Annotated in this window: 30 protein-coding genes; 11 read left to right on the top strand and 19 right to left on the bottom strand. The window is 63.9% G+C overall.

What is annotated here, in order from left to right; genetic code table 11:
- Window positions 1-25 precede the first annotated feature (25 nt).
- Window positions 26-577, top strand: coding sequence for a chloramphenicol phosphotransferase CPT family protein (locus A6B35_RS01580; RefSeq protein WP_006203810.1), 552 nt, complete (start codon window positions 26-28; stop codon window positions 575-577).
- Between the two features lie 51 nt (window positions 578-628).
- Here A6B35_RS01580 and A6B35_RS01575 read toward each other — a convergent pair whose 3' ends face one another.
- A complete protein-coding gene (locus A6B35_RS01575; protein WP_006203809.1) occupies window positions 629-2,971 on the bottom strand; it encodes a response regulator in 2,343 nt (780 codons plus the stop codon).
- Between the two features lie 279 nt (window positions 2,972-3,250).
- On the bottom strand, window positions 3,251-4,168 hold the full coding sequence (locus A6B35_RS01570) for a polyprenyl synthetase family protein (RefSeq protein ID WP_040583249.1): 918 nt from the start codon (window positions 4,166-4,168) through the stop codon (window positions 3,251-3,253).
- A gap of 129 nt (window positions 4,169-4,297) precedes the next feature.
- On the opposite strand from A6B35_RS01570, the gene A6B35_RS01565 reads away from it, so the two are divergent.
- The 4 genes from A6B35_RS01565 (at window position 4,298) to A6B35_RS01550 (ending at window position 7,093) form a co-directional block, all read left to right on the top strand.
- Window positions 4,298-5,005, top strand: a complete 708-nt coding sequence (locus A6B35_RS01565) for a transglycosylase domain-containing protein (protein ID WP_050900760.1) — start codon at window positions 4,298-4,300, stop codon at window positions 5,003-5,005.
- 152 nt (window positions 5,006-5,157) lie between these two features.
- The gene (gene rpmF / locus A6B35_RS01560; RefSeq protein ID WP_006203806.1) at window positions 5,158-5,340 is read left to right on the top strand and encodes a 50S ribosomal protein L32; all 183 of its coding nucleotides are present in this window, start codon (window positions 5,158-5,160) and stop codon (window positions 5,338-5,340) included.
- A gap of 154 nt (window positions 5,341-5,494) precedes the next feature.
- The gene (locus A6B35_RS01555; RefSeq protein ID WP_006203805.1) at window positions 5,495-6,436 is read left to right on the top strand and encodes a phosphoribosylaminoimidazolesuccinocarboxamide synthase; all 942 of its coding nucleotides are present in this window, start codon (window positions 5,495-5,497) and stop codon (window positions 6,434-6,436) included.
- Between the two features lie 255 nt (window positions 6,437-6,691).
- Window positions 6,692-7,093, top strand: coding sequence for a hypothetical protein (locus tag A6B35_RS01550; RefSeq protein ID WP_006203803.1), 402 nt, complete (start codon window positions 6,692-6,694; stop codon window positions 7,091-7,093).
- Between the two features lie 17 nt (window positions 7,094-7,110).
- On the opposite strand, the gene A6B35_RS01545 is transcribed toward A6B35_RS01550, so the two are convergent.
- The 3 genes from A6B35_RS01545 to A6B35_RS01535 all read right to left on the bottom strand — a co-directional run bounded on the left by A6B35_RS01545 (window position 7,111) and on the right by A6B35_RS01535 (window position 8,568).
- Window positions 7,111-7,542: a GlcG/HbpS family heme-binding protein gene (locus tag A6B35_RS01545; RefSeq protein WP_006203802.1), complete on the bottom strand. Its 432-nt coding sequence runs from the start codon at window positions 7,540-7,542 to the stop codon at window positions 7,111-7,113.
- Between the two features lie 191 nt (window positions 7,543-7,733).
- Window positions 7,734-7,967 carry a hypothetical protein gene (locus A6B35_RS01540; RefSeq protein ID WP_040583247.1) on the bottom strand — a complete coding sequence of 78 codons (234 nt, stop codon included), beginning with the start codon at window positions 7,965-7,967 and terminating at the stop codon, window positions 7,734-7,736.
- 79 nt (window positions 7,968-8,046) lie between these two features.
- On the bottom strand, window positions 8,047-8,568 hold the full coding sequence (locus A6B35_RS01535) for a winged helix-turn-helix transcriptional regulator (protein WP_006203799.1): 522 nt from the start codon (window positions 8,566-8,568) through the stop codon (window positions 8,047-8,049).
- Window positions 8,569-8,668: 100 nt separating this feature from the next.
- On the opposite strand from A6B35_RS01535, the gene A6B35_RS01530 reads away from it, so the two are divergent.
- Window positions 8,669-9,505, top strand: a complete 837-nt coding sequence (locus A6B35_RS01530) for an alpha/beta fold hydrolase (RefSeq protein ID WP_006203798.1) — start codon at window positions 8,669-8,671, stop codon at window positions 9,503-9,505.
- A gap of 144 nt (window positions 9,506-9,649) precedes the next feature.
- Window positions 9,650-10,306 (top strand): glutathione S-transferase family protein, encoded by a 657-nt coding sequence (locus tag A6B35_RS01525; protein WP_006203797.1) that lies wholly within the window; start codon window positions 9,650-9,652, stop codon window positions 10,304-10,306.
- A 32-nt stretch (window positions 10,307-10,338) separates the two neighbouring features.
- On the opposite strand, the gene A6B35_RS01520 is transcribed toward A6B35_RS01525, so the two are convergent.
- The 3 genes from A6B35_RS01520 to A6B35_RS01510 form a co-directional block, all read right to left on the bottom strand.
- Window positions 10,339-10,626 (bottom strand): ArsR/SmtB family transcription factor, encoded by a 288-nt coding sequence (locus A6B35_RS01520; protein WP_006203795.1) that lies wholly within the window; start codon window positions 10,624-10,626, stop codon window positions 10,339-10,341.
- A gap of 31 nt (window positions 10,627-10,657) precedes the next feature.
- Window positions 10,658-11,905 (bottom strand): MFS transporter, encoded by a 1,248-nt coding sequence (locus tag A6B35_RS01515; protein WP_040583253.1) that lies wholly within the window; start codon window positions 11,903-11,905, stop codon window positions 10,658-10,660.
- Between the two features lie 98 nt (window positions 11,906-12,003).
- Window positions 12,004-12,198, bottom strand: a complete 195-nt coding sequence (locus A6B35_RS01510) for a DUF1192 domain-containing protein (RefSeq protein WP_006203792.1) — start codon at window positions 12,196-12,198, stop codon at window positions 12,004-12,006.
- Window positions 12,199-12,307: 109 nt separating this feature from the next.
- On the opposite strand from A6B35_RS01510, the gene A6B35_RS01505 reads away from it, so the two are divergent.
- The 3 genes from A6B35_RS01505 to A6B35_RS01495 all read left to right on the top strand — a co-directional run bounded on the left by A6B35_RS01505 (window position 12,308) and on the right by A6B35_RS01495 (window position 14,692).
- Window positions 12,308-13,318 carry an NAD(P)H-quinone oxidoreductase gene (locus A6B35_RS01505; RefSeq protein ID WP_040583251.1) on the top strand — a complete coding sequence of 337 codons (1,011 nt, stop codon included), beginning with the start codon at window positions 12,308-12,310 and terminating at the stop codon, window positions 13,316-13,318.
- A 216-nt stretch (window positions 13,319-13,534) separates the two neighbouring features.
- Window positions 13,535-13,675: a DUF1127 domain-containing protein gene (locus A6B35_RS01500; RefSeq protein ID WP_006203790.1), complete on the top strand. Its 141-nt coding sequence runs from the start codon at window positions 13,535-13,537 to the stop codon at window positions 13,673-13,675.
- 318 nt (window positions 13,676-13,993) lie between these two features.
- On the top strand, window positions 13,994-14,692 hold the full coding sequence (locus tag A6B35_RS01495) for a DUF1013 domain-containing protein (protein ID WP_006203788.1): 699 nt from the start codon (window positions 13,994-13,996) through the stop codon (window positions 14,690-14,692).
- Window positions 14,693-14,758: 66 nt separating this feature from the next.
- On the opposite strand, the gene A6B35_RS01490 is transcribed toward A6B35_RS01495, so the two are convergent.
- The 4 genes from A6B35_RS01490 to A6B35_RS34140 all read right to left on the bottom strand — a co-directional run bounded on the left by A6B35_RS01490 (window position 14,759) and on the right by A6B35_RS34140 (window position 16,614).
- On the bottom strand, window positions 14,759-15,478 hold the full coding sequence (locus tag A6B35_RS01490; RefSeq protein WP_065518138.1) for a helix-turn-helix transcriptional regulator: 720 nt from the start codon (window positions 15,476-15,478) through the stop codon (window positions 14,759-14,761).
- Between the two features lie 52 nt (window positions 15,479-15,530).
- Window positions 15,531-15,941, bottom strand: a complete 411-nt coding sequence (locus tag A6B35_RS01485) for a hypothetical protein (RefSeq protein ID WP_006200763.1) — start codon at window positions 15,939-15,941, stop codon at window positions 15,531-15,533.
- 8 nt (window positions 15,942-15,949) lie between these two features.
- Complete coding sequence (locus tag A6B35_RS01480; RefSeq protein WP_006200764.1) at window positions 15,950-16,315, bottom strand: VOC family protein; 366 nt, start codon at window positions 16,313-16,315, stop codon at window positions 15,950-15,952.
- Window positions 16,316-16,446: 131 nt separating this feature from the next.
- A complete protein-coding gene (locus A6B35_RS34140; RefSeq protein ID WP_006200765.1) occupies window positions 16,447-16,614 on the bottom strand; it encodes a hypothetical protein in 168 nt (55 codons plus the stop codon).
- A 203-nt stretch (window positions 16,615-16,817) separates the two neighbouring features.
- Between A6B35_RS34140 and A6B35_RS01475 the strand changes: the two genes are divergently transcribed.
- Window positions 16,818-16,979 (top strand): hypothetical protein, encoded by a 162-nt coding sequence (locus tag A6B35_RS01475; RefSeq protein ID WP_081482086.1) that lies wholly within the window; start codon window positions 16,818-16,820, stop codon window positions 16,977-16,979.
- Between the two features lie 11 nt (window positions 16,980-16,990).
- Here A6B35_RS01475 and A6B35_RS01470 read toward each other — a convergent pair whose 3' ends face one another.
- The 7 genes from A6B35_RS01470 to tkt all read right to left on the bottom strand — a co-directional run bounded on the left by A6B35_RS01470 (window position 16,991) and on the right by tkt (window position 26,463).
- The gene (locus A6B35_RS01470) at window positions 16,991-17,722 is read right to left on the bottom strand and encodes an SGNH/GDSL hydrolase family protein (protein ID WP_006200767.1); all 732 of its coding nucleotides are present in this window, start codon (window positions 17,720-17,722) and stop codon (window positions 16,991-16,993) included.
- An 84-nt stretch (window positions 17,723-17,806) separates the two neighbouring features.
- Entirely contained in the window at window positions 17,807-18,547 is a 741-nt protein-coding gene (locus A6B35_RS01465) for a DUF899 domain-containing protein (RefSeq protein WP_006200768.1), read from the bottom strand.
- A 144-nt stretch (window positions 18,548-18,691) separates the two neighbouring features.
- Window positions 18,692-19,717 carry a class I fructose-bisphosphate aldolase gene (locus tag A6B35_RS01460; RefSeq protein WP_006200769.1) on the bottom strand — a complete coding sequence of 342 codons (1,026 nt, stop codon included), beginning with the start codon at window positions 19,715-19,717 and terminating at the stop codon, window positions 18,692-18,694.
- 140 nt (window positions 19,718-19,857) lie between these two features.
- The gene (locus tag A6B35_RS01455) at window positions 19,858-21,054 is read right to left on the bottom strand and encodes a phosphoglycerate kinase (RefSeq protein ID WP_006200770.1); all 1,197 of its coding nucleotides are present in this window, start codon (window positions 21,052-21,054) and stop codon (window positions 19,858-19,860) included.
- A 104-nt stretch (window positions 21,055-21,158) separates the two neighbouring features.
- The gene (locus tag A6B35_RS01450) at window positions 21,159-23,042 is read right to left on the bottom strand and encodes a potassium/proton antiporter (protein ID WP_006200771.1); all 1,884 of its coding nucleotides are present in this window, start codon (window positions 23,040-23,042) and stop codon (window positions 21,159-21,161) included.
- Window positions 23,043-23,304: 262 nt separating this feature from the next.
- Complete coding sequence (gene gap / locus A6B35_RS01445) at window positions 23,305-24,315, bottom strand: type I glyceraldehyde-3-phosphate dehydrogenase (RefSeq protein WP_006200772.1); 1,011 nt, start codon at window positions 24,313-24,315, stop codon at window positions 23,305-23,307.
- A 156-nt stretch (window positions 24,316-24,471) separates the two neighbouring features.
- Window positions 24,472-26,463 carry a transketolase gene (gene tkt / locus A6B35_RS01440; RefSeq protein ID WP_006200773.1) on the bottom strand — a complete coding sequence of 664 codons (1,992 nt, stop codon included), beginning with the start codon at window positions 26,461-26,463 and terminating at the stop codon, window positions 24,472-24,474.
- Window positions 26,464-26,658: the final 195 nt, after the last annotated feature.

Below are 26,658 nucleotides of genomic sequence, written 5' to 3'. Positions count from 1 at the left end.
AATCCTGGCTAGGAGGGGTTCTGACGTGACAGCCAAAATTGTCCTGCTCAACGGCGTCGGCAGCGCCGGCAAGAGTTCGATCGCCAGGGCGCTGCAGACGATCACGGCCGAGCCGTTCCTGCATGTGCAGATGGACGCCTTTCTGGAGATGCTGCCCGAGACGCTGCAGGACCATGCGCAAGGCTTTTGCTTCGAGACTGTCTGGCAGGACGGCAAACCGTCCGTCGTCATCAAGGCAGGTCCGGTCGGCCGGCGAGCTATGCAAGGCATGCGGCACGCCGTTGCCGCCATGGCCGGGCAGGGCAACAACCTCATCGTCGATGACGTGCTTTGCGATGACGAGATGTCGGAGTATCAGGCGCTGCTGTCCGGCTTCGATCTCCACGTGGTCGGCGTCTTCGCGCCGCTGGCCTTGCTCGAGGCGCGGGAGGCCCAGCGTGCCGACAGGCTGCCTGGCCTGGCGCGCTGGCAATACGACCGTGTCCACAAGGGCAACCGCTACGATCTCGAGATCGACACCGGCTTGCTCTCGCCGATCGAATGCGCCCGTCGCATCCAACAGGAATTTCGGCTATAGGCGGTCATGAAATTGGGCGAAGGGTGCCCCTCCGAGGCATGAATGGCGTGGCTAGGCCGTCTTCGCCACCACCGTCTCGCTGAGCCAGGTGCCGATCTTGGTGCCGAGGCGGTCGGGCGAGACCGGCTTCGGCAGATAGTCGTCCATGCCGGCCTCGATGCATTTTTCGCGATCGCCCTTCAGTGCGTGCGCGGTGACGCCGATGATCGGCGTATGGCTGCCGCTCTGCTGTTCGATCGCGCGGATGGCGCCGGTCGCCTCGTAGCCGTTCATCTCCGGCATCGAAACGTCCATCAGGATCAGCTTCGGTCGCAACGCCCGGTACATCTCGACCGCGGTGCGGCCGTTGCCGGCGATACGATAGCTCAGTCCCAACCCGCTGAGGATCTGGCCGAACACCAGCTGGTTCACGTCATTGTCCTCGGCGATGAGGATGTCGATTGGACCATTGGCTGCCGCGGCCGACTCCGGCGCGGCCGGCGCCGGGATTGCCGGGCCGCGGATGATGGTGAAGGCGGGTGCGGCCGCTGGTGTCGCCTGCGGCGCGGCCGGCTCGCGAACGAAGCGCGCCTTGCCGACCTGGGCGCGGGCCTTCTGGATGACCGAGATGACGGTGCCGAGCAGGATGGCCGAGCGCGCCGGCTTGGTCAGATACGCGGCGATGCCGAAATCGATGACCATCTTGCCGAAATCGACCTGGTCGACCGAGGTCAAGAGCACGACCGGAATGGCGGCAAGGCGGCTGTCGGCGGCAATCGCCCTTGCGACGTCGGCGCCGTTCATGCCGGGCATCTGGTAGTCGAGGATGATGCAATCCACCGAGGCGCCGAGCTGGCTGGCGCGGTCGAGGAAGGCCAGGCCGACGGCACCGCTTTCGGCGGCCGCGCAGTCGAAGCTCCAGCTTTTCAGCTGCTCGAGCAGAATCTCGCGGTTGACCGGGTTGTCGTCGATGACCAGTACCCGCGCACCGGTAACATCGACCGGCACGATCTCATCGCTCGCGGCCTGCTGGTGCGCCGGCAGCGGCACGGCGAACCAGAAGACGGAGCCGCGGCCGATCTCGCTTTCGACGCCGATCTTGCCGCCCATCAGGTCGACGAGGCGGGCGGCGATGGCCAGGCCGAGCCCGGTGCCTTCATGGCGGCGCGTCGAGGAACCGTCGACCTGCGCGAATTTCTCGAACACGTTTTGCAGCTTCTCGGCCGGAATGCCGATGCCGGTGTCCTCGACGCGGACCTTGAGCTGGATGACGCCGTCGACCACGTCGCCGCCGACATCGACCAGAACATGGCCCTTTTCGGTGAACTTGACCGCATTGCCGAGCAGATTGGTGATGATCTGCCGGAAACGGCCGGCGTCGCCGACGACGAAGGAGGGCAGGCGCGGGTCGACGCGCACGATCAGTTCGAGGTTCTTTTCGGCGACGCGCGCCGACACCAGCGTCGCGACATCCTCGACCGCTTCGGAGAGGCGGAAGGGAGCTGGGTCGAGGGTCAGCTGGCCGGCGTTGATCTTGGAGAAATCGAGGATGTCGTTGATGATGGTGAGCAGCGCATTGCCGGATTTGACGATGACGTCGGTAAACGTCTTCTGGCGCGAGGTCAGGTCGGTCTTGGCCAGCAGCTCGGCCATGCCCAGCACGCCATTCATCGGCGTGCGGATCTCATGGCTCATATTGGCCAGGAATTCGGATTTGGCGCGATCTGCGGCCTCGGCCTTGAACAGCGACTCTGCGGATTCGGCGAAGGCACGGCGGATCGCCTTTTCCATCGGCCGAAAGACCCACATGGCGACAATGGCAAGGACGGCGAACAACAGGCCGCTCGCCCACAACAGCAGCCTGTCGCTCGAGGCATCCGCCAGATGACGTTCGGCATCCATGGCGGTGCGGACGCGGACCAGCATCGGCTGGGCAAACAGGTCGTTCTGGTTGCGGATTTCGCGATAGCTCCATTCATCGACCTTCTGCGCCACCGACATCAGGTTGAAGTTGCGCACCATGTCGCGCGCCGACCAGAACAGGTCCCCGTTCACGGACGCGGAATCGAGTTCGTTGAGGGTGTCTTTCGAAAGCCGTGATCTTATGGCGGCCAGCTGGGCCGTCAGGGTCGCGATCTCGCCGGCCAGTCGCTCGGAGTGGCCTCGGGCCGACGCCACCAGCCCGTCGCGGGTTTCGGCCCGCCAGGCGGTGCCGGTGGTCTCGGCGAAATTGGTGGCGTTGCGCAGGTCGCGGCCGAAGATGACGAAATTGCCGCTGAGGGCATCGACGTCGTGACGGAAGGAATTGACGCGGTTGAGCGCGAACATGACCGCGGCGGAGGCCAGCGCGAAGATCAGCAATCCCGACAGATAACGGACCCGGATCGACCGGATGAAGGAAGAATATTCCGGCATGCGCAACCCCAACACATACGCATCATTATAATGGTCGGGATTACGCTTGATTTACATTAAAATTTCGTTCGTGCGGGGACGTCGATGTCGAGGCTGCATGTCGATGAATGAAAGCTTTTGATCCTATGCCGCCGCAACAGTTATCTACCGGGCGATAGGCGCATCAATTCTGAGCAGTCGGGTCGTCACCCTTTCACGGAAACGACGGGCCAGAAACAGCCAAGAAGGTGGATCTCACCCTGGAGAACCCGGACTAAGCGCATCCAGCTGGCCGCAACGTCAGCTGTTGCGGTTCGCCACGAACTTTGCCGCTTCCTTCAGCAGCACCGCTTGTTCGCCGTAAGGTTCGAGCAGCGCATGTGCCTGGCCGACGAGGCCGTTGAGCTGGCTGCGCGCCCAGCCGGCGCCGTGCAGTGCCACCAGCGTCGCCTTGCCGGCGGCCGCGTCCTTGCCGGTCGCCTTGCCCATCTGGTGCGCGTCCGCCGTCAGGTCGAGCAAATCGTCGGCAAGCTGGAAGGCGAGCCCGATCGCAGAGCCGAATTCGGCCAGCCTCTCGCGATCCTCTTGTGCCGCACCGCCGATGATGGCGCCTGCCTCGCAGGCGAAGCGGATAAGCGCGCCGGTCTTCATCGCCTGCAGCCGGATGATGCCGGCCTCGTCCGGCCTGCTGCGCTCGGCCTCGAGGTCGAGCGTCTGGCCGCCGACCATGCCGCCGGCACCGGCGGCGCGGGCAAGCGCCAGCACCAGGGCTGCCCTGCGCTCCGCCGGCAGCATCGTTGCCTCATCGGCCAGGATGTCGAAGGCTAAAGTCAGAAGCGCGTCGCCGGCAAGGATCGCGGTGGCGTCGTCGAAGGCCTTGTGCACGGTCGGCTGGCCGCGGCGCAGATCGTCATCGTCCATGGCCGGCAAATCGTCATGGATCAGCGAATAGCAATGCACGCATTCGAGCGCGGCTGCGACGCGCAATGCTGCCTCGCCGTCGGCGGAGAAGAGTGCTGCGCTTTCCATGACCAGGAAAGGACGGAGCCGCTTGCCGCCATTCAGCACGCCGTGACGCATGGCCGCCATCAGCCGCTCCGGCCGGGCGATCTCGCCCGAAAGCGTGCGGGCGTCGAGGAGCTGCCTCAACATCGCCTCAAGCGGCGCCGCCCGCGCGGAAAGCACGATTTCGAAGCCCATTTGGTCGTCTTTCGTCATGCCCGGGAGCGGTAGCCGACACTCAGACATTGCGCAAGAAGCCTCTCGCCATTATGCCGGTTGAGCTGATAGCGCAGGTGGGGCGGCTTGACGGAACCGATCGTCGATCATGAAACCGAAGGGCTGGACATGGCGCGACCGAGGCGCTTGAACCGCGCCGGTCTCAAGCGCCTGGGCCGGCGTGGCATTGTCGTGGCCGCCGTGCTGGCCCTGATACCCGTGGTGCTGACCTTCCTTTATCTGCCGTCCTTCGTGCATCCTGTGTCGACGCTGATGCTGAAGGATCTGGCGACGTTCTCCGGCTACGACCGGCGCTGGGTCTCGATCGACGACGTGGCGCCGGTGCTGGCCAATTCGGTGATCATGTCGGAGGACGGGCAGTTCTGCTCCCATCGCGGCGTCGATCTCGGCGAATTGCGCGGCGTCGTCGACGATGCGCTGGCCGGCGAAGCGACGCGCGGCGCGTCGACCATCACCATGCAGACGGTGAAGAACCTCTATCTGTGGTCGAAGCCGCTGGGCACTGTGCGCAAGGTGGTGGAGCTGCCTTTGGCCGTCTATTTCGACGCGGTGATGTCGAAGCGGCGCATCATGGAGATCTATCTCAACATCGCCGAGTGGGGGCCGGGCATCTATGGCATCGAGGCCGCCGCCCAGCACCATTTCGGCGTTTCGGCAAAACGGCTGTCGCGCCGGCAGGCGGCATTGCTTGCCGTCACCTTGCCCAACCCGATCGCCCGCAACCCGGCCAAGCCCGGGCCCGGCTTAAGACGGCTGGCCTCTTTGATCGAGCGGCGCGCGGGTAGGTCGGGCGCTTATGTCGGCTGCCTGGATTAGCGGCTTTGTTTCGGCCTAAAAAAATTCTCGGTAGTGCTGGCCAAAACGGCGCAGGGCGTGTATAGGCACCCGACTTTCTCAGATTCCGGCCCCTGACGCGGCCCTTTCACGAGGGCAGCCGGGGCATTTTGACCATCTAGTGGAGCATATCCATGGCCGTTCCGAAACGAAAAACCTCTCCGTCCAAGCGCGGCATGCGCCGCTCGGCCGACGCCCTCAAGGCCCCGACCTATGTCGAGGACAAGAATTCCGGCGAAATGCGCCGTCCGCACCATATAGACCTGAAGACCGGCATGTATCGCGGCCGCCAGGTTCTGGAGCCGAAGGAAAGCTGAGAAGCTTTCACGGTTTTGCGCCTACCCAGAAGACCGGCCAATGGCCGGTCTTTTTGCATTGTCGGGCAAGCCTCACCATTCGCGCTTGATATGCTGAGGGTCGAGGGCTTATGCGATGATGGAATCCACCAATCTTCGGAAGGCAGGAGATCCGATGCGCACTCTGTCCGATGCCTTCATTCCCGAATTGCCGGGCCACTACAGGGGCAAGGTCCGCGAGAACTACGACCTGCCGGACGGCAGGCGCATCATCATCGCCACTGACCGGCTCAGCGCCTTCGACATCATCCTGACCTCGATCCCGTTCAAGGGCGAGATCCTGACTCAGACGGCCCGGTACTGGTTCGAGGAAACCGCCGATATCTGTCCGAACCATGTTCTGGAGTACCCCGACCCAAATGTCGTCGTTGGCACCCGGCTTAATATCCTGCCGGTCGAGATCGTCGTGCGCGGCTATCTGGCGGGAACCACCAGCACCTCGATATTGACCAAGTACCGGAAGGGTGAGCGGGACCTGTATGGCATCAGCCTGCCTGATGGCTTGCGCGACAACGAAAAACTGGCTGAGGCGATCATCACGCCGACCAGCAAGGCCTTGGACGGTGCTCATGATGAACCTCTGTCCAAGGCCGAGATCATCGAACAGGGCCTTCTCACGCAGGCGCAGTGGGACACCGTATCGCGCTACGCCTTGCAGTTGTTCGCCAGGGGCCAGGCGCGCGCCGCCGAACGCGGCCTGATCCTCGCCGATACCAAATACGAATTCGGCACCGACAAGAACGGCACCATAATTCTTGCCGACGAAATCCATACGCCGGACAGCAGCCGGTACTGGATCGCGGCGAGCTACGAAGAAGCCTTCGAAAGCGGCAAGCGGCCGGAGAGTTTCGACAAGGACTTCATCAGGTCGTGGGTCTCGGCGCGGTGCGATCCTTACAGGGATTCGATACCGAAGATACCGGACGAGGTCGTCAGCCAGGCTTCGCGCGTCTATGCGCAGGCCTATGAGGCAATCACCGGCAAGAAATTCCTTCCCGACACTTCCGGCCACACCGTGCTGGATCGCATCCGCTCGAACCTTGAGCGATATTTTTGACGACCAGGTGAGTCCCCTTCGGGTACGGCAACCTGGTAGCCCGGTTGCTGCTGACGCCGTTGTTTCGGACGGTCTTTGTCCGTGTTCGCTGCGCGCGCGAAAAATCTTGACGACAATGGCCCGGGCGCTGCTAGTGAGAGATCAGAGCGCGCCGTATCTGAGCGGCACTGTGCGGCGCATCTCGAGTTGTTGTTTCCGTGCGTATCGCTGTCCGAAGCCCGCCTTTGGGCGACACGCACCAACCGGAGACCCGCAATGTTCGGTGCCATTCCGCTGCTGATCCTGCCCTTCGTGCTCTACAATCTCGGACTTCTCGGAATCTTCGGCAGCGGCGACGACCCGTGGGCAACCGAGATGTTCTCGATCGGCATGATGTCGGGCGGGGTGTTCTCGATGACGCTTGGCGACCTGATGGTGCTGATCGCGCTGGTCTTCCTGTTCGCCGAAATGGTGAAGGCGGTTCGTACGACGAATGCCTCGATCCTGGATCATCTCTTGTCGACGCTGGTCTTCGTTGCCTTCCTGGTCGAGTTCCTGTTGGTAAAGGGCGCGGCGCACTCCGTGTTCTTCACGCTGATGGTGATTGCGCTGTTCGATGTACTGGCCGGCTTCTCTGTGTCGATGCGCTCGGCAAGCCGGGATATCAATCTCAACTAGAAGCAGGCTCCGGCGCCTCAGCCCGGATCGGCTGTGAAGCCGGCTGCTTCGATGCCTGCGATTGCAGCCGCCTCGTCATTGTCCGACGTGTCGCCGGAAATGCCGACTGCGCCGATGACGGTGCCCGATGTGTCGCGGATCAGCACGCCGCCGACGACAGGCAGCACGCGACCGCCCGATACGTCGGAGATGCCGGCGACGAGATGCGGCCGCTCCTTGGCGAAGGCTTCGACGCGGCGCGAGCCCATGCCGATCGCCAGTGCTCCATAGGCCTTGCCGGCCGACATTTGCGGACGCAGGAACGATGCGCCGTCCTGGCGCTGGAAGGCGACAAGATGGGCGCCGGCATCGAGGACCGATACGCCTAGCGGCTTGAGCTCGAGCTCGGCACCTTTGGCGAAGGCGGCGCCGATGATCTCGATGGCTTTGGCGAGCGTCAGTACGGTCATGGCAGTCTCCTGTTGAAACGCGTCAATCATCGACCGGCCGCAGGAGATGCGAAATCCCGATTGCGGTTGAAATTGCTTCGCGTGAAAAGGCGAAATGGAAGGCGAGGGCCACCATGCAACGAGCCGGCGACCGGCACGCGCCGATATGGCCATCGCCGTGCGGTCGCTCCCGGACCGCTGGTGAGGAAAGGCTATTTTTTCTTGGCCCGCGCCGGCTTCTTGACGGGAGCAGCTGCCGCATTGGCGAGGTCTTCGGCTTCCTTGGCCAGACGCAGCGCCCTCAGCTTGTTGGTCTTGGCCTGGCGGGCGTCGCTTTCGGCGACATATTCAGCCATCGCCTTCTGGCGGACCGTGGCTGCCTCTTCCTGCTTCTTGAAACGCAAATCTGCCCGTGCGCGGGCAGTATCCTTAGAGTTCTCGACCAAGAGCGTTGTCCAATCCCATAAATTATTGTTTTCAGGCCCTTGATAGCAGAGCCGGCCCGCAATTGGGAAAATAAGTTGGTCAGGCCGGGTCGCGCACGGCACCGAGCGCCTTGCGGGCGACCACCGCTTCGTAGCCGGCCTGCAAGATTGCGCGCACGGTGGGGCCTGATGCGCGGCCGGGCGCGCCCAGATGCTCGTGGCGCAAATCATCCATGAACTGCTCCCACATCGGTGGGCCGCCCTTTTCCAGAAGCTCGGCGCGGATCGAGAGTTCCTCAGTGACCGGCAGCCAGACACGGCCCCAGGCGCCGAGATGCGCCAGGATCGGCACCAGGCTGATCGCCATTTCGGTCAGGCTGTAGATGGCCTTCTGCTTGTGGGAAGGATCGTCGGCCTTGGTCAGCATGCCCAATTCCATCAGCCGCTTCAGCCGGTCGGCAAGGATGTTGGAGGCGATGCCCTCGATCGAACCGTTCAGCAGTTCGCGAAAATGGCGCCGGCCGCCGAAGATCATGTCGCGCAGGATGATCAGGCTCCAGCGGTCGCCGAACACTTCGAGCGACAGGTTGATCGGGCATCCGGACCGATGATCGGTGTTCATGCGACTCTCCAGTAAAAACTGGTTGCATTATCTTATCAGTTTTATTATCGTGCAACTGATTGCAAAATGCAATCGGATTTGAATGCAGTGGAGGAGAACCATGAGCACGGACAAGCAACCCGAAATCGTATCCCAGGCGTTTGGCGATCCGGCGCATCCGGCGGTGCTGCTGATCATGGGGGCCATGGCTTCCATGCTCTGGTGGCCGGAGGCGTTCTGCCGGAAGCTCGCCGATGCGGGCCGCTTCGTGATCCGCTACGACAACCGCGATACCGGGCTGTCGACCAAATATGCGCCGGGCGAGCCACCCTACACATTCGACGACATGGCCGATGATGCCATCCGTGTGCTCGACGATCATGGTGTCGAGAGAGCGCATGTCGTCGGCATGTCGATGGGCGGCATGATCGCGCAGCTTGTGGCGCTGAAACACCCATCGCGCGTCGCGACGCTTACGGTCGTCAGCAGTTCGCCGATGGGCGTGGACACGTCCCATCTGCCTGGAGCGACCGATGCCTATCGGGAGCATTCGGCCGAAGGCGCGAAGGTCGATTGGGCGGATCGTGACCAGGTGATCGGCTTCGTGGTCCGTGACGCGCGCGCCATCGCCGGCATTGCGCATCCGTTCGACGAGAAACGGACGAGGGCGTTCGTCGAGCAGGACTACGACCGCTCCGGTGGCCTTTTGAGCGCGACCAACCACTTCATGCTTCAAGGTGGTGAGAACCGGACGGGCCGCTTGCATGACATGAAGGCTCCGCTCCTCGTCATCCACGGCACGGCGGACCCGATCTTTCCGGTCGAGCATGGTGCCGCTCTTGCCGAGGCGGTTGCCGGCGCGAGGCTGGTGCGGATCGAAGGCGGCGGCCATGAGATGCATCCCGACGACTGGCCGGAAATCGTCGCCGCCATCGCCACGCATAGCCAGGCAGGCTGAGCGCGGTCCCTGTCAGGTTGGACTTGCGGCGATAGGTAAGCACGTGCCTCACTATTGAAATCGATGACCGAAGCGGTTCACCGTTTCACGGAAACGCAGGACCGCTCTATCCTGGAATTGCTCTAAGAAAGAAGCGAGCAGACAATGTCCCTGACCATGCATCTCCACCCGCTGGCGTCCTTCTGCTGGAAGCCGCTCATCGCGCTCTACGAGAATGGCACGCCGTTCAACTCCGTCATCGTCGATCTTGGTAACGAGCAGTCGCGTGCCGCCTTCCTGAAGCTGTCGCCGGCCGGCAAAATGCCGGTGCTGCAGGACGAGGCGCTTGGTCATACGGTGCCGGAGTCGACCATCGTCATCGAATACCTCAACGCGCATTACCCCGGACCGGTCGACCTGATCCCGGCCGATATCGATCTTGCCCGTCAGGTTCGCCTGGCCGACCGCTTCTACGATTTCTATGTGCAGGAGCCGATGCAGAAGGTCGTCGGCGACCGCCTGCGGCCGGAAGGCAAGACCGATCCGTTCGGCGTCGAGCAGGCCCGCGCCCAGCTACGCGGCTCCTACGCCATCATCGAACGGGAGATGCAGTCGCGGACATGGGCGGTGGGCGATGCCTTCACCATGGCCGACTGCGCCGCGGCGCCGGCCTTGTTCTATGCCAACAAGGTCGAGCCGTTCGGCGACAATTATCCGGCAGTAAAGCGTTACCACGACCGCCTGCTCGCGCGGCCGTCGGTGGCCCGCGTGATCGAGGAAGCGCAGCCCTATTTCAAGCTGTTTCCCTACAACAACGGTTAGCGCCGATCGCCGAAAACCTGGCCGACGATGCCTCAGCTTCCGGGCGACCCAAGCTCCCCGGCTTCCCAGAACTGGTCGAGCCAGACGTTCAATCTGAGGAAGCCGGCGCTGCTCACCGCATAGACGCGCCTGGTGCCTTCGGCCTTGGCGTTGACCAGGCCCGCGTCGAGCAGCACCTTCAAATGCTGGGAAACGGCCGGGCGCGACACTGGCAGCCCGGCAGCGAGTTCGTTGACGGTCTTCGGGCCGCGCCGGAGCTCTTCGAGAAGGTAGCGCCGGTTCGGATCGGCGATCGCCATGAAGGCGTCGGAAAAGATCATGCCTTATTTGTGGGGCAAAGTTCCCGAAATCTCAACCGTTGGTTTCATTCTTTCTGCGTGGATCGAGCCGCAAGGCTTCCGGCGTGACCGAGCGGTCGGCCGGTTGCGTCGTGAACGCGTCGCGATCTTCGATCGGCACCGGCGCGCGGCGGCTGATGCGCAGCAGCGTGTAGGCGGCCAGGCAAAGATGCGCGAGGGCGGTTGCAAGAAACAGTCCCTCGGGACGAAACCAGCCCATCAAGCCGGCCGCCAGCAGGGGGCCGATCATGGTGCCGAAGCCATAGAGCAGCAGCAGGCCGCCTGAGACCTTGACGAAATCCTCGGCGCGCGCGTGGTCGTTGGCATGCGCCACGGCGATCGAATAGAGCGTGTAGGCGAATGCGCCATAGGCGGCGGTGAAGACGATGACGAACAGGCTGGAGCGCGGTTCGAACAGGAAGATCAGGATGGCGAACAATGCCGCGCCGAAGGCAGCGCCGGCCAGCACGAAACGGCGGTCGGTCTTGTCGGAAAGCCGCCCGGCTGGAAGCTGCATGGCCGCACCGGCAACGACCACGAGGCTCATCATCAGCGCGATCTCGGCCGTGGAAATGCCGATGCGGGCGCCATAGACGGCGCCCAGCGTGCCCCAGGCGCCATTGGCGATGCCGATCAGCAGGCAGGCGATCGCCGAAACCGGCGAATTGGCATAGAGCCCTTTGACGTCGAGCTTGACGTCCTGCAGCGGCTTGGGGTGCGAAGCCGACGAGACGGCGGTCGGGATCAGCGACAGGCAGAACAATATGCCGGTGATCATGAACAGCGAGGCCGATTTCACGTCGCCGCCTGCAACGATCATCTGGCCGCCCATGATCGAGGCGTAGGTGACCATCATGTAGAGGCCGAAGACGGTGCCGCGGTTCTCGTTGGTGGCCTTCTCGTTCAGCCAGCTTTCGATGACCATGAAGGCGCCGGCCATGGTGAAGCCGGTGAAGGCGCGCAGCAGGATCCAGATATATTCGTCGATGACGAGGCCGGTGAGGAGCGCAACGATAGCTCCCGACGCGGCAAAGGCGCCGAAGGCCCTGACATGGCCGGCGCGCCGCACGATGCGCGGCGCAAAGAAACAGCCGGTGACGAAGCCGCCTGCCCAGGCCGTGCCCATCAGGCCGAGCGATGCCGTTGAAAACCCTTCCACCTGACCACGCAGCGGCAGAAGCAGTCCGTGCAGTCCGGACGCCGCGAGCAGGAAGGCGGTGCCGCGAAGCAGCGAAAGGATCGGCCTGTAGGTTGCGAACATGTTTTGATCCGGCTGGAATTTCGGGCGCAGCCCTGAAGACAGTGGCATTCGGGCTTTTCAGCGGCGCGTTGCCGCCCCGAAAGGCCTATCGGTGGAAATCATCCACGGCGAAACAGTGCCTCGGCAGCGGATTTGGTCGTGCTCTTGCTCTTGAGCTCGGTTTCCAGCCGGGCGATCTCGTCGCGCAGGATGCCGATCCGCTCCGACAACTCATCGACCGAAAGCAGTGCCAGATCCTGTCCGATCTCGTGCGGACGGGCCTTCTTTTTGGGTTCGTCGTCGAAGATCGCCATCGTCGCTCCTCCCTGATTCAGCATTTGCCTGATCTGGCAATCAGCATACATAGGGCAAGGGTGCTGATGCAAACAGCCGGCGAAGACCGGCCCAATGATGGGACAGTTCATGGCCAGCGCACAGAAAATTCCGGCGAAGATGACGGCCATTGCGATTTCCGAGCCCGGCGGCCCACGGGTGCTGAAGCCGGAAACGCGCGACGTACCCATGCCCGGTCCGGGCGAGATCCTGATCCGGGTTCGCGCTGCCGGCGTCAACCGGCCCGACGTGCAGCAGCGCAAGGGCGCCTACCCGCCGCCACCCGGCGCGTCCGACCTGCCGGGCCTCGAAGCGTCGGGCGAAGTGGCGGCCCTTGGCGACGAGATATCGCGCTGGCGCATCGGCGACCGGGTCTGCGCGCTTACGCCAGGCGGCGGCTATGCCGAATATGTCAAGGTGCATGCCGGCAGCGTGCTGCCGCTGCCGGCCGGCTTCACCCACACCGAGGCGGCGGCGGTGCCGGAGAACTATTTCACCGTCTGGCACAATGTCTTCGAGCGCGGCGGCCTGAAAAGCGGCGAGACGCTGCTCGTCCATGGCGGCTCGTCCGGTATCGGCACCACGGCGATCCAGCTGGCATCCGCCTTCGGCGCCTACGTCATCACCACCGCCGGCAGCGAGGAGAAATGCGACGCCTGCCTCAAGCTCGGTGCCGACCGGGCGATCAACTACCGCGAAGAGGATTTCGTCGCCGCGGTCAAGGACGCGACCGCCGGCAAGGGCGCCAATGTGATCCTCGACATGGTCGGCGGCGACTACATCGCGCGCAATTACGAGGCGGCGGCGATAGAAGGCCGCATCGTGCAGATCGCCTTGCAGGGCGGCGCCGTGGCGAGCGCCGATTTCTCCAAGATCATGGTCAAGCGGCTCACCCATACCGGCTCGACGCTCAGGCCACGCACCGTCGAATTCAAGGCGGCAATCGCCGCCGCGCTCGAGGCGCAGGTGTGGCCGCTGCTCGGCACCCGCAGGATAGCGCCGGTCATGGACATGATCTACCCGCTCACGGATGCCTGGCGGGCGCATGAGCGGATTGAGGAGGGCGAGCATATCGGCAAGATCGTGCTCGACGTCGGCTAGGATGTATCGATATTCAGGTGATGCCGGCCTGCGGCCTGCGAACGGCAGGGCACATCCTGGGGGCGTGCGTGTCGGCGGCCCGACAAGCTGAACAAAGGCTTAATGCTGCAATGCACAATTGCATTGCGGCCATGCAAAAGCGTCCGTTCATTTCTTGGGCAACGATGCCTATCTAAGCGGCATCGAAACAATTGATCCAACAAATGGAGGACTACCATGAACCCGATCCGCGCTTTCCGTAACTGGCGCATGTACAACGAAACCGTGCGCGAGCTGAACAAGCTCAACGCCCGTCAGCTGCACGACCTCGGCATCAACCGTGGCGACATCGAGAGAATCGCCCGCCAGGCGATTTGATTTTCCGGCGGGTCCGGCCCGAAAGGCCGGACCCGCCGAAAGAAGCCAGAGCCGCCGCTGACAGTTTTGCGTCGCCGGTTCCGAGCCCGCTGGACCCTGTCCGGCGGGTTTTGTCTTTGTGGACCGCCCTTTGCGGCGGCAATGACCGCCGATCGCTGATCGGCCGTTCCCTTACTCTGTCGCCGCTCTTGCCGCGACTCTCCCAAAAACATTGCGAAATGGCAGCGGAGCGGTTATACAGGCCGCGAATTTCCCATTTTGGTGGCTCTAAAACCACCGCCCGCGCGGGAACGCGGGCGAACGAGAAGGATTTTTGAAATGGCCAATACGCTGCTGATGCCCAAGGCGACCGCCGTCTGGCTGGTCGACAACACCGCGCTCTCCTTCGAGCAGATCGCGCAATTCTGCGGACTGCATCCGCTCGAGGTCAAGGCGATCGCCGACGGCGAATCGGCGCAAGGCATCAAGGGCATGGACCCGATCATGACCGGCCAGCTGACCCGCGACGAGATCGCGCGCGCAGAGAAGGATCCGAACCATCGTCTGAAGCTCTCCGACCCCAAGGTGCGGGTGCCGGAATCCAAGCGCAAGGGTCCGCGCTACACGCCGCTGTCGAAGCGCCAGGACCGGCCGAACGCCATCCTGTGGCTGGTGCGCAACCATCCCGAGCTGAAGGACGCGCAGATCTCGCGCCTCGTCGGCACCACCAAGTCGACGATCGACCAGATCCGCGAGCGCAAGCACTGGAATTCGGCCAATCTGCAGCCGATGGACCCGGTGACTCTGGGTCTGGCCTCGCAGATCGACCTCGACATGGAAGTCAATCGCGCCTCGCGCGGCCGCGAGCAGGCGCAGCCTGTCGGCGACACGCTGCTGCCGGCGGCGCTGACCGAACGGCTGGTGCCGGCGCCGGAAAAGCCCAAGGACGAGGATGCCGAGCTCGACGCCAACGCCGTCTTCGCCAAGCTTTCGGCCTTGAAGTCGAAAGACAAGGACGAGGAAGCGGACGAGGAGTAAGCTTCTCGGCAACCAACAAAAAAGCCCGCTTTCGAGCGGGCTTTTTTGTTGGTTGTCTCGCGCTGCTCAGCTACGCGCCGCCCGATCCGGCGTCATGCCGTAGTCTTCGCTGCGCTCCACCGCCCGGTAGAAATCCGCCAGCTGCTTGCCGCGTTCCGGCTTGAAGATGCGGCCGGCGATCACCACCGAAGCGATGCGGTCGATGCGGAAGGCGCGGAAATCGTCGCGCATCTCGCACCAGGCGACCAGCGTCCATACCTTGCCCCAGAACCACAGGCCGAGCGGCCGGATGTCGCGCGCGGTGCCGCGCCCGGCCTCGTCCGAGTAATCGATGGTCAGCACCTGGCGTTTCTCGACGGCGCGCTCGATCAGGTCGATCGCCTCGCGCGCGGCATCGCTCACCACCCACATCGGCGTGTGGATCTCGGTGCGGGCGATGCGGTCCTTCTCGGCGTCGGGCAGGACGGCGCCGATCTTGACCAGCGCCTCATCGGCGGCCCTGGCCATGGCGGCGCCGCCAAAGGCGCGCACCATGCGGGCGCCGGCGACCAGTGCCACGATCTCGTCACGGGTGAACATCAGCGGCGGAAGGTCGAAACCCTCCCTCATCATGTAGCCAACGCCCGCCTCGCCGTCGATCGGCACCCCGGTCGACTGCAGATCGGCGATGTCGCGGTAGATGGTTCGCTCGGAAACCTCGAGCCAGGTGCCCAACTTCTGGGCAGTGACCAGACGGCCACCGCGCAGATGCTGCACGATCTGGAAGAGCCTGTCGGCACGGCGCATCGTATGGTCCCTCGGCGTTGTCTTTATGCATGTCGTGGTCGGGCGACATGCATTATGGTTTCAGCCCTTCGCGCTTGCGCTGCGCGGCGACGAACTCCGCGCCGAAGGACAATTTCCTCGTTGTCGGCGTCCTGGCGTCGATCACCCGCCAGAACGGTGCGACGTCACTCAGCGACATGCCGCGCTCCAGATCCTCATTGGCGGCCTCAGCGACGGTGCGCAGATGATAGCCGATGGTGACCGGACATGTCACTTCGGCACCGTGCTCGATGGCTAAAGCGGTGCGCAGGGCACGGACATCCATTTCGACGCCCTCGGGGATGGAGCGGATGAAATCGTCGACCTGGCGCGCCGTCGGCACCAGCATCGACTGGCCTTCGACGACGTCGGCCACCGTGCGCGGCGACGGCTTGATGCCGTTGATGCCCGCTGTGTTCAGCCTGTCGTTCCAGCTTTTCACCATGCGCGTACCTAGACGAAAAGGCCGAAACTGTTGCCGTCGGGGTCGAGGCAATAGGCGAATGTGCCGGCCGGAATGGAGATCGCCGGCGAGACGACCTGGCCGCCATTTTGCGTTACCCGCTCCATCGCATCCTCGATCGGCGCGGCCACCGACAAATGGATCGTCGGGCCGGTTCCCGGCACAGCCGGCTTGCCGGGATAGACGTGGCCAGACGCCATACGCTCCTGCGCGCTGAACATGGCGATCGGATTCGGGCCGCTCTCCTCGAGCACCAGATCGTTCTGCAGCACCGACGCATAGAAGGCGCGTGCACGGTCCATGTCAGTGACGGGAATCTCGAACCAGGCCGAGGCTTTTGCAGGGATGAAGGCCATATCTTTCTCCTGATGTTGCCGCTTTATCGCATCGCTCCTGACAGCATACTGTCAGGAGCCTTCAGCAGCCCCGCGACTTACATCTGGGCGCCACTGCCTCCGCAGCCAAGCGCGGCGCGCAAAAAAACATCTCAGCTATCGATGTGGCGGCCGTTGGCATACATGTCCGGCCAGCCAATGTCCTTGCGGATGTCCGCCGGCAGACCGTTCATGAAACGCTGGGTGCGGATCTCGTTGCGCATCGTGCGGATCTTGCCGACATAGTGCTGGACGCTGTGCAAAATCGTAAAACCGTTCATGACGACTCTCCTCTGTTTTGATGAGAGCATCATCGCACACCCCTCCTGACAGCAGTCTGTCAGGAGGATGTCAGGCCGCTGAAGAAGGTTTTGGGTTGGCGTGCGGCTGCCCGGGAAATGGGCCTTTTGTCAGGAATGAGTCGGCCGGCTGAGATGACGGAGAACCGCTTTGACAGCCGGGCGCGATGCTGGTCAAAAGCGGCATGTCGAAACTCCTCGCGCTCGTCATCATTGGCATCATGGCAATCCAGCTGATCAAGCCGCTCGGCTGGCCGGGGCTGAGGCGGCGCAGCGATTTCTGGAAGCTGGCGGTGCTGGCCATGGCGGCGATCTCGATAACGGCGCTGCTCGGCCATTGGGGGTAGGAGCGCAACCGCTACAGCGCCACGCCTTGCCCTTCCGCCAACACCAGGCCGACCAGATGCTCGGCCCAGGCGCGGTAACCCGCCTCCGAGGCATGAAAACCGTCGGAGGCAAAGCCGGCCTCCGGGTTGGTGATCGGCAGCCGCGGCGCCGGCACCGCGCCGCGCTCGAGACAGAGGCGCTCGCCCATGCGATTCATTTCGGTGGCGCGGATTTCGAGGATCTTGCCGAGCAGTGGCGGCATGGCAGGCGCGCGGGTGAACTCCAGCACTGGCGACCACACCACGCGCGCCTCCGGCCATTTGGCGCGCAGCGCATAGAGCAGGCCGCCGAACTCCTTCTTGAAGCGCGGCACCGAATGAAAGTTCTTGGTGTCGTTGGTGCCGATGGCCAGCACGATATGCGTCCAGGAATCGGCCGACAGATTGGGCAGGACATGATCGCGGATCTGGCCCGACGTTGCCGAATTGAAGCCGGCCGCCCGCCAGCGGACGACGCGGCCGGTGCCTTTCGAGATCAACGCGGCCAGCTGCGCGGCAAGCCCGTCCTCGGAATTGCCGATGCCGACCGAAGCGGCCGAGGAATCGCCCAGTACCAGCAACGAGATTGCCGGCTGCCTGCCTGATATTTCATGCATGACCGGCCCTTGCGCAGGCAGCATGCGGGTGGTGCGGCGGCGCACGCCAAGCCCCTGCCAGATATAGACCGGGAAGGCGAGCCAGGTGAGGAGGGCTGGAAAACGCATGGCGATACCATTGAACGGATTACAACCAGCCCTTTAGCGCATGCGGCGGCACAGGTGAACGGGCTTGCGCGCCTGCCGCTCTCTTCAGCGGCAGCAATCGTGCTCAGCCTGCGGCCCCTCCTGGTATTCGTCATGCAGCCGCACCCAGTCCATCAGCCCGTTGTAGGGACCAGTCTCGTTGCGGCCCTTGGGCGTCATGTCGAGATAGTGGTAGGCGCCGATCAGCGGGTCGCCACCGCGGGCGCGTGTCATGAAGGTCAGGAAGATGTCGCCGGTCGCATCGCGGTAGAACACGCTGGCGCCGGGAAGATCCTTCGATGTCCGCGGACGCGTCTCGAAATTGTAGGTGGTGTCACCCGCCGCGATCTGCTTGTCGGTGAAGGAGACCTGCATGTCGAAATTGAAATCCGAAGCGTAGGACGACACCCAGTCGAATTTCCAGCCCATGCGCTGCTTGTAGGGCAGCAGTTCGGCCAGCGGCGCCCGCGACACCACGACCAGCGACACGTCGTGGTGTTTGAGATGCAGGTTGGCGCCGTCGATGTGGTCGGCGAGGTACGAACAGCCTTCGCAGCGGTAGTCGGCGCCCGGCCCGAACATGAAATGATACACGATCAGCTGGCTGTTGCCCGCGAACAGGTCGGCCAGTTTCTTCGGGCCCTGCCCGGTTTCAAAGACGTAGTCCTTCCTGATCTTGAGCCAGGGCAAATCGCGGCGCTCGGCGGCGATGCGGTCGCGAAAGCGCGTCAGTTCCTTTTCGCGCACCAGATGTGCCTTGTGCGCCTCGAACCAGTCTTCCCGCGAAACGATCTTGTTGTTTGGCATGAACCACTCCCTGTTTTCCCTCCAAGGACGTTCGGCACCGGTGCAAACCGACATGACCGCCAGTTCTTTCTAAGGCGTGCAACCACCGGGCAAACAAAACCCGGGCACACGGCCCGGGTCCGGATCAACACAGACGAGGTGTGGTCAGGCGGCCTTTTCCAGCGCCGGCTGCCATTGTCCGAGCGCCGCCAGATAGTTCATGCGCGCGCGATGAGCAAAGGCGGCCTGGCCGGCGGCAATATTTTCCGCCTTGCCGCTCCAGGCCTTCTGCGGGGCGGCCTGCAAGGCGCGGCCGTAGGAGAAACTCAGTTTCCACGGATGCGGACCGATGACGTTGATGGCGTTGAGATTGGCGGTGGCTTCCTCGTCCGATTGCCCGCCGGAGAGGAAGGCGATGCCCGGCACCGCCGACGGCACCGTCTCGCGGAACAGTTTTATGGTCCGTTCGGCGACTTCCTCCGGGCTGCTTACCTTGCCCGACTTCTTGCCGGCCAAAACCATATTGGGCTTGAGGATGGTGCCTTCGAGGACGACGCGGGCCGCATAGAGCTCGGTGTAGAGCTTCGTCAGCGTCGCCTTGCTGATCTCGTAGCAGGTGTCGATGTCGTGGGCGCCGTCCATCAGCACCTCCGGCTCGACGATCGGCACGATGCCGGCCTCCTGGCAAAGTGCAGCATAGCGGGCCAGCGCATGGGCGTTGGAGCCGATCGAGGTGGCCGACGGCACGCCCTTGGCGACGTCGATGTCGATCACCGCGCGCCATTTGGCGAAGCGGGCACCCATCTTGTAGTATTCGGCGAGGCGCTCGCGCAGGCCGTCGAGGCCTTCGGTGATGGTGTCGCCGGGAAAACCGGCCAGCGGCTTGGCGCCGGCGTCGACCTTGATGCCGGGGATGGCGCCCGAGGCCTTGATGATGTCGACCAGAGGCGTACCGTCGACGGCCTTCTGGCGGATGGTCTCGTCGTAGAGAATGACGCCGGAAATGTATTTCGTCATCGCGTCCTTGGCGCGGAACATCATCTCGCGGTAGTCGCGGCGGCTGTCGGCGGTCGATTCGACGCCGATGACGTCGAAACGCTTCTTGATTGTGCCGGAGCTTTCATCGGCGGCCAAGAGGCCCTTGCCGTCGGCGACGATCGCGGCGGCAATGTCTTCGAGACGTTCGCTCATTTTGCTTCTCCTTGACGGTGTTGTTTCCGCGCCAGCAGAACATTACCGCCAAAGAAATGACGCCGGAAAGCTCGAATCGATTGAAAGTTGCGGCCGCCCCGGCGCGCTCTCCTAGTATTGATCGTCCAAGCCAGACGCTCTCAGCGCTTCAGCACCTCGACGCCCGGCAATGGCTTGCCCTCCATCCATTCCAGGAAGGCGCCGCCGGCGGTCGAGACATAGGTGAAGTCGTCGGCCACGCCGGCATGGTTCAACGCGGCCACCGTATCGCCGCCGCCGGCCACCGAGACCAGCTTGCCGGCCTTGGTGCGGGCCGCCGCGTGCCTGGCCGCCGCCACCGTTGCGTGGTCGAAGGGCTCGATCTCGAAGGCGCCGAGGGGGCCGTTCCAGACCAGCGTCGCGGCACGGTCGATCCAGTCGGCGACGGTCTTCACGGTCTTTTCGCCGACATCGAGGATCATGCCGTCGGCCGGCACCTCCGATATGGCGACGGTTTCGCTGGCGGCGCCCGCCTTGAATTCTTTGGCAACGACGCCGTCGACCGGCAGGATGATGGCGCAGCCGGCTTCGGCCGCCTCGATCATGATCTGCTTGGCGGTGGTGGCTAGGTCGTGCTCGCACAGCGATTTGCCGACAGCGGTGCCGCGCGCGGCGAGGAAGGTGTTGGCCATGCCGCCGCCGATGACCAGCGCGTCGACCCTCTTCACCAGGTTCATCAAGAGGTCGATCTTGGTCGACACCTTGGCGCCGCCGACGATGGCGACGACCGGGCGAACGGGATTGCCGAGGCCCTTCTCCAACGCGTCGAGCTCGGCCTGCATGGTGCGGCCGGCATGGGCCGGCAAGAGATGCGCCAGCCCTTCGGTCGACGAATGGGCGCGGTGAGCAGCGGAGAAGGCGTCGTTGACGAAGATGTCGCCATTGGCGGCGAGCTTTTCGGTGAAGGCCGGGTCGTTCTTCTCCTCGGCCTTGTAGAAGCGGGTGTTTTCGAGCAGCAGCACGTCGCCCTTGTTCATGGCGGCGACGGCGCTTGCGGCGGTGTCACCAACACAGTCGGACGCAAAGCCGACGGGACGGCCGAGCACATCCGCCGTCGCCTTGGCGATCGGCTCCAGCGAGAACTCCGGGGTCGGGCCGTCCTTGGGACGGCCGAAATGGGCAAGCAGGATGACCTTGGCGCCCTTGCCGGACAATTCGGCCAAGGTCGGCGCGATGCGCTCGATGCGGGTGACGTCGGTGACCTTGCCGTCGGCGACGGGAACGTTGAGGTCGACGCGCACCAGCACGCGCTTGCCGGAGATGTTGCCGATGTCGTCCAGTGTCTTGAAGCCGGCCATGCTGATCCCTTTTTGCGAAAAATCGCCGGGACCATACCCCGCACCGACGACGATGCAAGGCCCGCGTGAAGGCGCGCGCGCAAAAATGATGTCGCCTCGAAAGATCAGCTTTCGCTCGCGGCCTTTTCATTGGCCGGACCCGGTGCGTCCTCCGTCTGAAGCTCGGCAGCAGGTATTTCGGCCGGCTTGCGCCATCTGCGGACGAAGGCGGCGAGGCGGTCGCGGATTTCGCCGGCGCTCAGGAACACCGGCACGCGCGCCATCGGTGCGGTCGGTTCGAAGGACAGGCCAAGGCCTGTGATCTTGCCCTTGTCGTCGACGTCGCGCACGATCAGCTCGATCGGACCGAGCAGGACACGGTCGGCATATTCGGCATGGTTGCCAAGGCGCTCTGTGACCAGGGCGCCGATGGTCAGCTTGCTCTCGGCCTCCGTCAGGCCCGGCGAATAGGCGGCTTCCAGTTCCGCGGCCGAGCGTGTCGGATCGACGGCGAAGGCGCCGAAGAAGTCGGCATCCTCGGGGTCGACCACGGCGCGGCTGGCAAACAGCTTGTCGAGCAGGCGCGGATAGCGATCCGGCACGAAGATGTAGACGTGGTCGCCGGCGGCAAGCCGGCCCATGTCCTGGAAGCGCATCGAGCGGCCGTCGCGCAGCACCAGCGAGGGCCTGGCCCAGCGCGGGATGCGTTCGCCGCGCGCCACCGGACTGCCCGGCGCGACGCGATAGGCGAGCAGTTCGTGATGGGCCGAGCCCGGCAGTTCAAGTTCGACCTTGTCCAGCGGCCCAAGTCGGGCCGGCACGATCAGGCCGAGGCGGCGCGCCAGAGGTCCGACGGTCCAGCCCTGGATGACAAGCGATACCAGCACGACGATGAAGGCGGTGTTGAAAATGGTGCGGCCGTTTTCCAGGCCGCCGAGCAGCGGCGTGATGGCCAAAAGGATCGACACCGCGCCACGCAGACCGACCCAGGAGACAAAGGCGATCTCGGGACGGGGCAGGCGGAACGGGATCAGGCAGAGCCAGACGGCGATCGGCCTGGCGACGAAGATCAGGAACAGGCCGAGCAGCACCGCCGGCACCAGGATCGCCGGAAATTGCGAGGGCGTGGCGAACAGGCCGAGGATCAGGAACATGATGATCTGCGCCAGCCACGACATGCCGTCCTGGAAGCGCTTCAGGATGGTGACGGCGCGGATGTCGGAATTGCCGGCGACCAGCCCCGCCAGATACACCGCCAGGAAACCGGAACCGCCGATGGCGCCGGCGGCGGCGAACACCATCAGCGACAGGGTCAGCACGAAGATCGGCAGCAGGCCGTGGTCGAGGTTGAGCCGGTCGACGAGGCGCACGATGGCCAGCCCGCCAAGCCCGCCGACGACAGCGCCGAGACCCATATTGAGCACGAAGCCGAGCACCAGGTCTGTAACCAGCACATGGGTCTCGGGATTGGCGTGGGCGGCAATGACCTCGACCAGCGTGATGGTGAGGAAGATGGCGATTGGATCGTTGGTGCCGGATTCGACTTCGAGCGTCGCACGCACGCGTTCGCGCAGATTGATCTCGCCGGCGCGCAGCAGGAAGAACACCGCAGCCGCGTCGGTCGAGGCGACGGCGGCGCCGAGCAGGAAGGATTCCAGCCAGCTGAGGTCGAGCAGGTAATAGGCGGCGGCGCCGAACAGGCCGGTGGTCAGAATGACGCCGAAGGTCGCCAGCGACAGCGCCGGCCCGGCCGCCTGGCGCAGGGCGTTGAGCGGCGTGCCGAAACCGGAATCGAACAGGATGACGGCTAAAGCCAGTGAGCCGGCAAAATAAGCCAGCCGCGCATTGTCGAATTCGATGCCGAGGCCATCGGTTCCGGTGGCGAGACCAATGCAGAGGAACAGCAGCAGCAGGGGGGCGCCGAAGCGGAACGCGATCAGGCTCGAAAACGCAGCGGCAACGACAAGCGCGGTGCCGATCAGCGTCGCGAGATAGATCGCATGCTCCATCCGAATTTGCCCCTCACATTCGCGTCCTCATCGAATTACGGGAGAGTGAGGCGAAGACGTGACCAGTGCAAGGCGGGAGGGTGGCTTTTTGGCCTATGCCGCTGATTTCCGGATAGTTTGGCGCCTCGGCCACAATCCAGGGGAAGCCAGACCCTGCCCGATATTCCCTGTCGCCCGGAATGCTGCGACGATCATGTCGTGCATAACGAAAAACGCCCGGGCAAAGCCGGGCGTTTCAGGTCTCGAAAAGAGAGCCTTGCGATCAGGCGATGGTCTTGCCGAAAGCGACGGCGGTGTCGCCCATGCGGTTGGAGAAGCCCCATTCATTGTCGTACCAGGACAGCACCGAAACAAAGTTGCCGTCCATGACCTTGGTCTGGTCGAGCGCCATGACCGAGGAGTGCGGATCGTGGTTGAAGTCGATCGAGACGTTCGGGTGATGGGTGACGCCGAGGATGCCCTTCAGCTTGCCGTTGGAGGCGGCGATCACGGCTTCGTTGATTTCCTGCACGGTGGTCGCGCGCTTGGCGATGAACTTGAGGTCGACGACCGATACGTTCGGGGTCGGCACGCGGATCGAGATGCCGTCGAGCTTGCCCTTGAGGTCGGGCAGCACCAGGCCGATCGCCTTGGCGGCGCCGGTCGAGGTCGGGATCTGCGAGAGGGCTGCGGCGCGGGCGCGGTAGAGATCCTTGTGCATGGTGTCCAGCGTCGGCTGGTCGCCGGTGTAGGAGTGGATCGTCGTCATCATGCCCTTCTCGATGCCGACTGCGTCGTGCAGCACTGCGGCCAGCGGCGCCAGGCAGTTGGTGGTGCAGGAGGCGTTTGAGATGACGATGTGGTCCTTGGTCAGCTTGTCGTGGTTGATGCCGTAGACGACCGTGAGGTCGGCGCCCTCTGCCGGAGCCGAGACGAGGACGCGCTTGGCGCCGGCGGTCAGGTGCGCGGCGGCCTTGTCGCGGGCGGTGAAGATGCCGGTGCATTCGAGCGCGATGTCGATGCCGAGTTCCTTCCACGGCAGCTGCGTCGGGTCCTTGATGGCGGTGACCTTGAAGGTCTCCTTGCCGACGGTGATCTGGTCGCCGGACACCGACACTTCATGCGGGAAGCGACCATGCACGCTGTCATAGCGCAGCAGGTGCGCATTGGTCTCGACCGGGCCGAGGTCGTTGACGGCGACGACGTCGATGTCCTTGCGGCCGGATTCGTGGATGGCGCGCAGGATGTTGCGGCCGATGCGGCCAAATCCGTTGATGGCAACTCTGACGGTCATTTTTCTCTCCCTGGGAGCTGGAAGGCGATTGGGTCCGCTGCTTCATAGCTGCGGACGGGCGAAGAATCCAGCCATGCAAGGCCTGGATTTAAATCGATTAGGTTGGGCCAGCCCGCGAAATCGCCCGAAGCAAATCGCGCGCCGGCCCTCAATGGCTTACTTGCCGTGCAGGCGGGCTTCCGCCGCCTTCGCGGCCGCGTCGGCGGTGATGCCGAAATGCGGATAGAGCTGCTCGATCGTGCCCGATGCGCCGAAACCGGTCATGCCGACAAAGATGCCGTCGGTGCCGATGAGATGATCCCAGCCCTGGCGGATGCCGGCCTCGATGGCGATCTTCACCGGCGCGTTGCCGATCGTCTTCTTGCGGTAATCTTCGCTCTGCAGGTCGAACAGTTCGAAGCAGGGCACCGAGACGACTCGGGTCGGATGACCGTGCTTTTCCAGCAAGTCGCGGGCACCAAGCGCGATCTCGACCTCGGAACCGGTGGCGAAGATCGTCACAGCCGCTTCGCCGCTGGCGGCGGCAAGCTCGTAGGCGCCCTTGCTGCTGAGGTTCTCGGCGGCGTATTCGGTGCGCACCGTCGGCAGGTTCTGGCGGGTCAGCGCCAGCGTCGACGGCGTCTTTTTCGATTCGATCGCCAACTGCCAGCATTCGGCGGTTTCGACCGCGTCGGCCGGGCGGAACACGTTGTGGTTCGGAATGGCGCGCAGTGCCGCCAGATGCTCGACCGGCTGATGGGTCGGGCCGTCTTCGCCAAGGCCGATGGAATCATGGGTCATGACGAAGATCGAACCGATGCCCATCAGCGAAGCAAGGCGCATCGACGGACGGGCATAGTCGGAGAAGCACATGAAGGTGCCGCCATAGGCGATGAGGCCGCCATGCAGCGTCAGCCCGTTGAGCGCTGCCGCCATGCCATGCTCGCGGATGCCGTAGTGGACGTAGCGCTGGCCGTAGTCGTCCGGCGTGATGTTCTTGGTCTGGCTGGTCTTGGTGTTGTTGGAGCCGGTCAGGTCGGCGGAACCGCCGATGGTCTCCGGCACCGCGCCGTTGATCACTTCGAGCGCCATTTCCGACGATTTGCGGGTGGCGACCTTCGGCTTGTCGGCCGAGAGCTTCTTCTTGTAGTCGGCGATGACGGCGTCGAAATTCGATGGCAGCTTGCCACTGAGGCGGCGCTCGAACTCGGCCTGCAGCTTGGCGTCGGCCTTGGCGAGGCGGCCTTCCCAGTCGGTGCGCGCCTTGACGCCGGCCTTGCCGACAGCGCGCCAGGCGTCGAGGATGTCGGCCGGAATCTCAAAGGGAGCCGAATCCCAGCCGAAGAACTTCCTTGCGCCGGCGATTTCCTCGGCGCCGAGCGGCGAGCCATGCGCCTTGTTGGTGCCGGCCTTGGTCGGGGCGCCGAAGCCGATGGTGGTCTTGCAGGCGATCATGGTCGGCTTGTCGGAATGGCGCGCCGCCTCGATGGCATATGCGATCGCTTCCGGATCCTGGCCGTCGATGTGGCTGGCGTTCCAGCCGGAGGCCTGGAAGCGGGCGACCTGGTCGGTGTTGTCGGCGAGCGAAACCGGGCCGTCGATCGAGATGTTGTTGTTGTCCCAGAACACGATCAGCTTGTTGAGCTTGAGATGGCCTGCCAGCGCGATGGCTTCCTGGGAGACGCCTTCCATCAGGCAGCCGTCGCCGGCCAGCACATAGGTGTAGTGATCGACGAGGTCGTTGCCGAAGGCGGCGTTCATGATGCGCTCGCCGAGCGCGAAGCCGACCGAATTGGCAAGGCCCTGGCCGAGCGGGCCGGTAGTCGTCTCGATGCCCTCGGCATGGCCGTATTCCGGGTGGCCCGCGGTCTTCGAGCCGAGCTGGCGGAAATTCTTGATCTGGTCGAGGGTCATGTCCTCGTAGCCGGTCAGATGCAGCAGCGAATAGAGCAGCATCGAGCCGTGGCCGGCCGACAGGATGAAGCGGTCGCGATCGGCCCAATGCGGAGCCTTGGCGTCGAATTTCAGGAAGCGGGTGAACAGCACCGTGGCGATGTCGGCGCAGCCCATCGGCAGGCCGGGGTGGCCGGAATTTGCCTTCTCGACGGCGTCCATGGAGAGAAAACGGATCGCATTGGCCATCCGATCATGTTGTTCACGCGAGGTCATGCTTCCTCCGGGGTGGGGGTTTGGGGCCTTGGGAGAGGCCTGGGAAGGGTGCGCGACACATAGCAGGCGCGGCCCTTGAGTCAACAAATCGGTGCGTTTTTGCCGGGCTTGTGATGCCGTAACCCCTCTACATTAGCGTTAGCAGGGGACAGTCGCGAGAGCTTTGTTGACGTCGCCTTCACACGGCGCCTAATC

The organism is Mesorhizobium amorphae CCNWGS0123, from assembly GCF_001686985.1.
Lineage (GTDB): Bacteria > Pseudomonadota > Alphaproteobacteria > Rhizobiales > Rhizobiaceae > Mesorhizobium > Mesorhizobium amorphae.
Note: the sequence above shows the minus strand (reverse complement) of the source record. Positions and strands in the feature narration are given on the sequence as shown.

Bases quoted from the DNA above. Each gene is read 5' to 3' on its own strand.
- A6B35_RS01490 (WP_065518138.1), bottom strand. From the start codon at position 15,478: ATGCGCCGTGCCGACAGGCTCTTCCAGATCGTGCAGCATCTGCGCGGT.
- A6B35_RS01570 (WP_040583249.1), bottom strand. From the start codon at position 4,168: ATGACGAAAGACGACCAAATGGGCTTCGAAATCGTGCTTTCCGCGCGG.
- A6B35_RS01525 (WP_006203797.1), top strand. From the start codon at position 9,650: ATGTCCCTGACCATGCATCTCCACCCGCTGGCGTCCTTCTGCTGGAAG.
- A6B35_RS01495 (WP_006203788.1), top strand. From the start codon at position 13,994: ATGGCCAATACGCTGCTGATGCCCAAGGCGACCGCCGTCTGGCTGGTC.
- A6B35_RS01485 (WP_006200763.1), bottom strand. From the start codon at position 15,941: ATGGTGAAAAGCTGGAACGACAGGCTGAACACAGCGGGCATCAACGGC.
- A6B35_RS01535 (WP_006203799.1), bottom strand. From the start codon at position 8,568: ATGAACACCGATCATCGGTCCGGATGCCCGATCAACCTGTCGCTCGAA.
- A6B35_RS01545 (WP_006203802.1), bottom strand. From the start codon at position 7,542: ATGACCGTACTGACGCTCGCCAAAGCCATCGAGATCATCGGCGCCGCC.
- tkt (WP_006200773.1), bottom strand. From the start codon at position 26,463: ATGACCTCGCGTGAACAACATGATCGGATGGCCAATGCGATCCGTTTT.
- A6B35_RS01475 (WP_081482086.1), top strand. From the start codon at position 16,818: ATGTCGAAACTCCTCGCGCTCGTCATCATTGGCATCATGGCAATCCAG.
- A6B35_RS01520 (WP_006203795.1), bottom strand. From the start codon at position 10,626: ATGATCTTTTCCGACGCCTTCATGGCGATCGCCGATCCGAACCGGCGC.
- A6B35_RS01555 (WP_006203805.1), top strand. From the start codon at position 5,495: ATGCGCACTCTGTCCGATGCCTTCATTCCCGAATTGCCGGGCCACTAC.
- A6B35_RS01565 (WP_050900760.1), top strand. From the start codon at position 4,298: ATGGCGCGACCGAGGCGCTTGAACCGCGCCGGTCTCAAGCGCCTGGGC.
- A6B35_RS01455 (WP_006200770.1), bottom strand. From the start codon at position 21,054: ATGGCCGGCTTCAAGACACTGGACGACATCGGCAACATCTCCGGCAAG.
- A6B35_RS01470 (WP_006200767.1), bottom strand. From the start codon at position 17,722: ATGCGTTTTCCAGCCCTCCTCACCTGGCTCGCCTTCCCGGTCTATATC.
- A6B35_RS01510 (WP_006203792.1), bottom strand. From the start codon at position 12,198: ATGGCGATCTTCGACGACGAACCCAAAAAGAAGGCCCGTCCGCACGAG.
- A6B35_RS01460 (WP_006200769.1), bottom strand. From the start codon at position 19,717: ATGAGCGAACGTCTCGAAGACATTGCCGCCGCGATCGTCGCCGACGGC.
- A6B35_RS01575 (WP_006203809.1), bottom strand. From the start codon at position 2,971: ATGCCGGAATATTCTTCCTTCATCCGGTCGATCCGGGTCCGTTATCTG.
- rpmF (WP_006203806.1), top strand. From the start codon at position 5,158: ATGGCCGTTCCGAAACGAAAAACCTCTCCGTCCAAGCGCGGCATGCGC.
- A6B35_RS01505 (WP_040583251.1), top strand. From the start codon at position 12,308: ATGGCCAGCGCACAGAAAATTCCGGCGAAGATGACGGCCATTGCGATT.
- A6B35_RS01500 (WP_006203790.1), top strand. From the start codon at position 13,535: ATGAACCCGATCCGCGCTTTCCGTAACTGGCGCATGTACAACGAAACC.
- A6B35_RS01480 (WP_006200764.1), bottom strand. From the start codon at position 16,315: ATGGCCTTCATCCCTGCAAAAGCCTCGGCCTGGTTCGAGATTCCCGTC.
- gap (WP_006200772.1), bottom strand. From the start codon at position 24,315: ATGACCGTCAGAGTTGCCATCAACGGATTTGGCCGCATCGGCCGCAAC.
- A6B35_RS01550 (WP_006203803.1), top strand. From the start codon at position 6,692: ATGTTCGGTGCCATTCCGCTGCTGATCCTGCCCTTCGTGCTCTACAAT.
- A6B35_RS01450 (WP_006200771.1), bottom strand. From the start codon at position 23,042: ATGGAGCATGCGATCTATCTCGCGACGCTGATCGGCACCGCGCTTGTC.
- A6B35_RS01465 (WP_006200768.1), bottom strand. From the start codon at position 18,547: ATGCCAAACAACAAGATCGTTTCGCGGGAAGACTGGTTCGAGGCGCAC.
- A6B35_RS34140 (WP_006200765.1), bottom strand. From the start codon at position 16,614: ATGAACGGTTTTACGATTTTGCACAGCGTCCAGCACTATGTCGGCAAG.
- A6B35_RS01530 (WP_006203798.1), top strand. From the start codon at position 8,669: ATGAGCACGGACAAGCAACCCGAAATCGTATCCCAGGCGTTTGGCGAT.
- A6B35_RS01515 (WP_040583253.1), bottom strand. From the start codon at position 11,905: ATGTTCGCAACCTACAGGCCGATCCTTTCGCTGCTTCGCGGCACCGCC.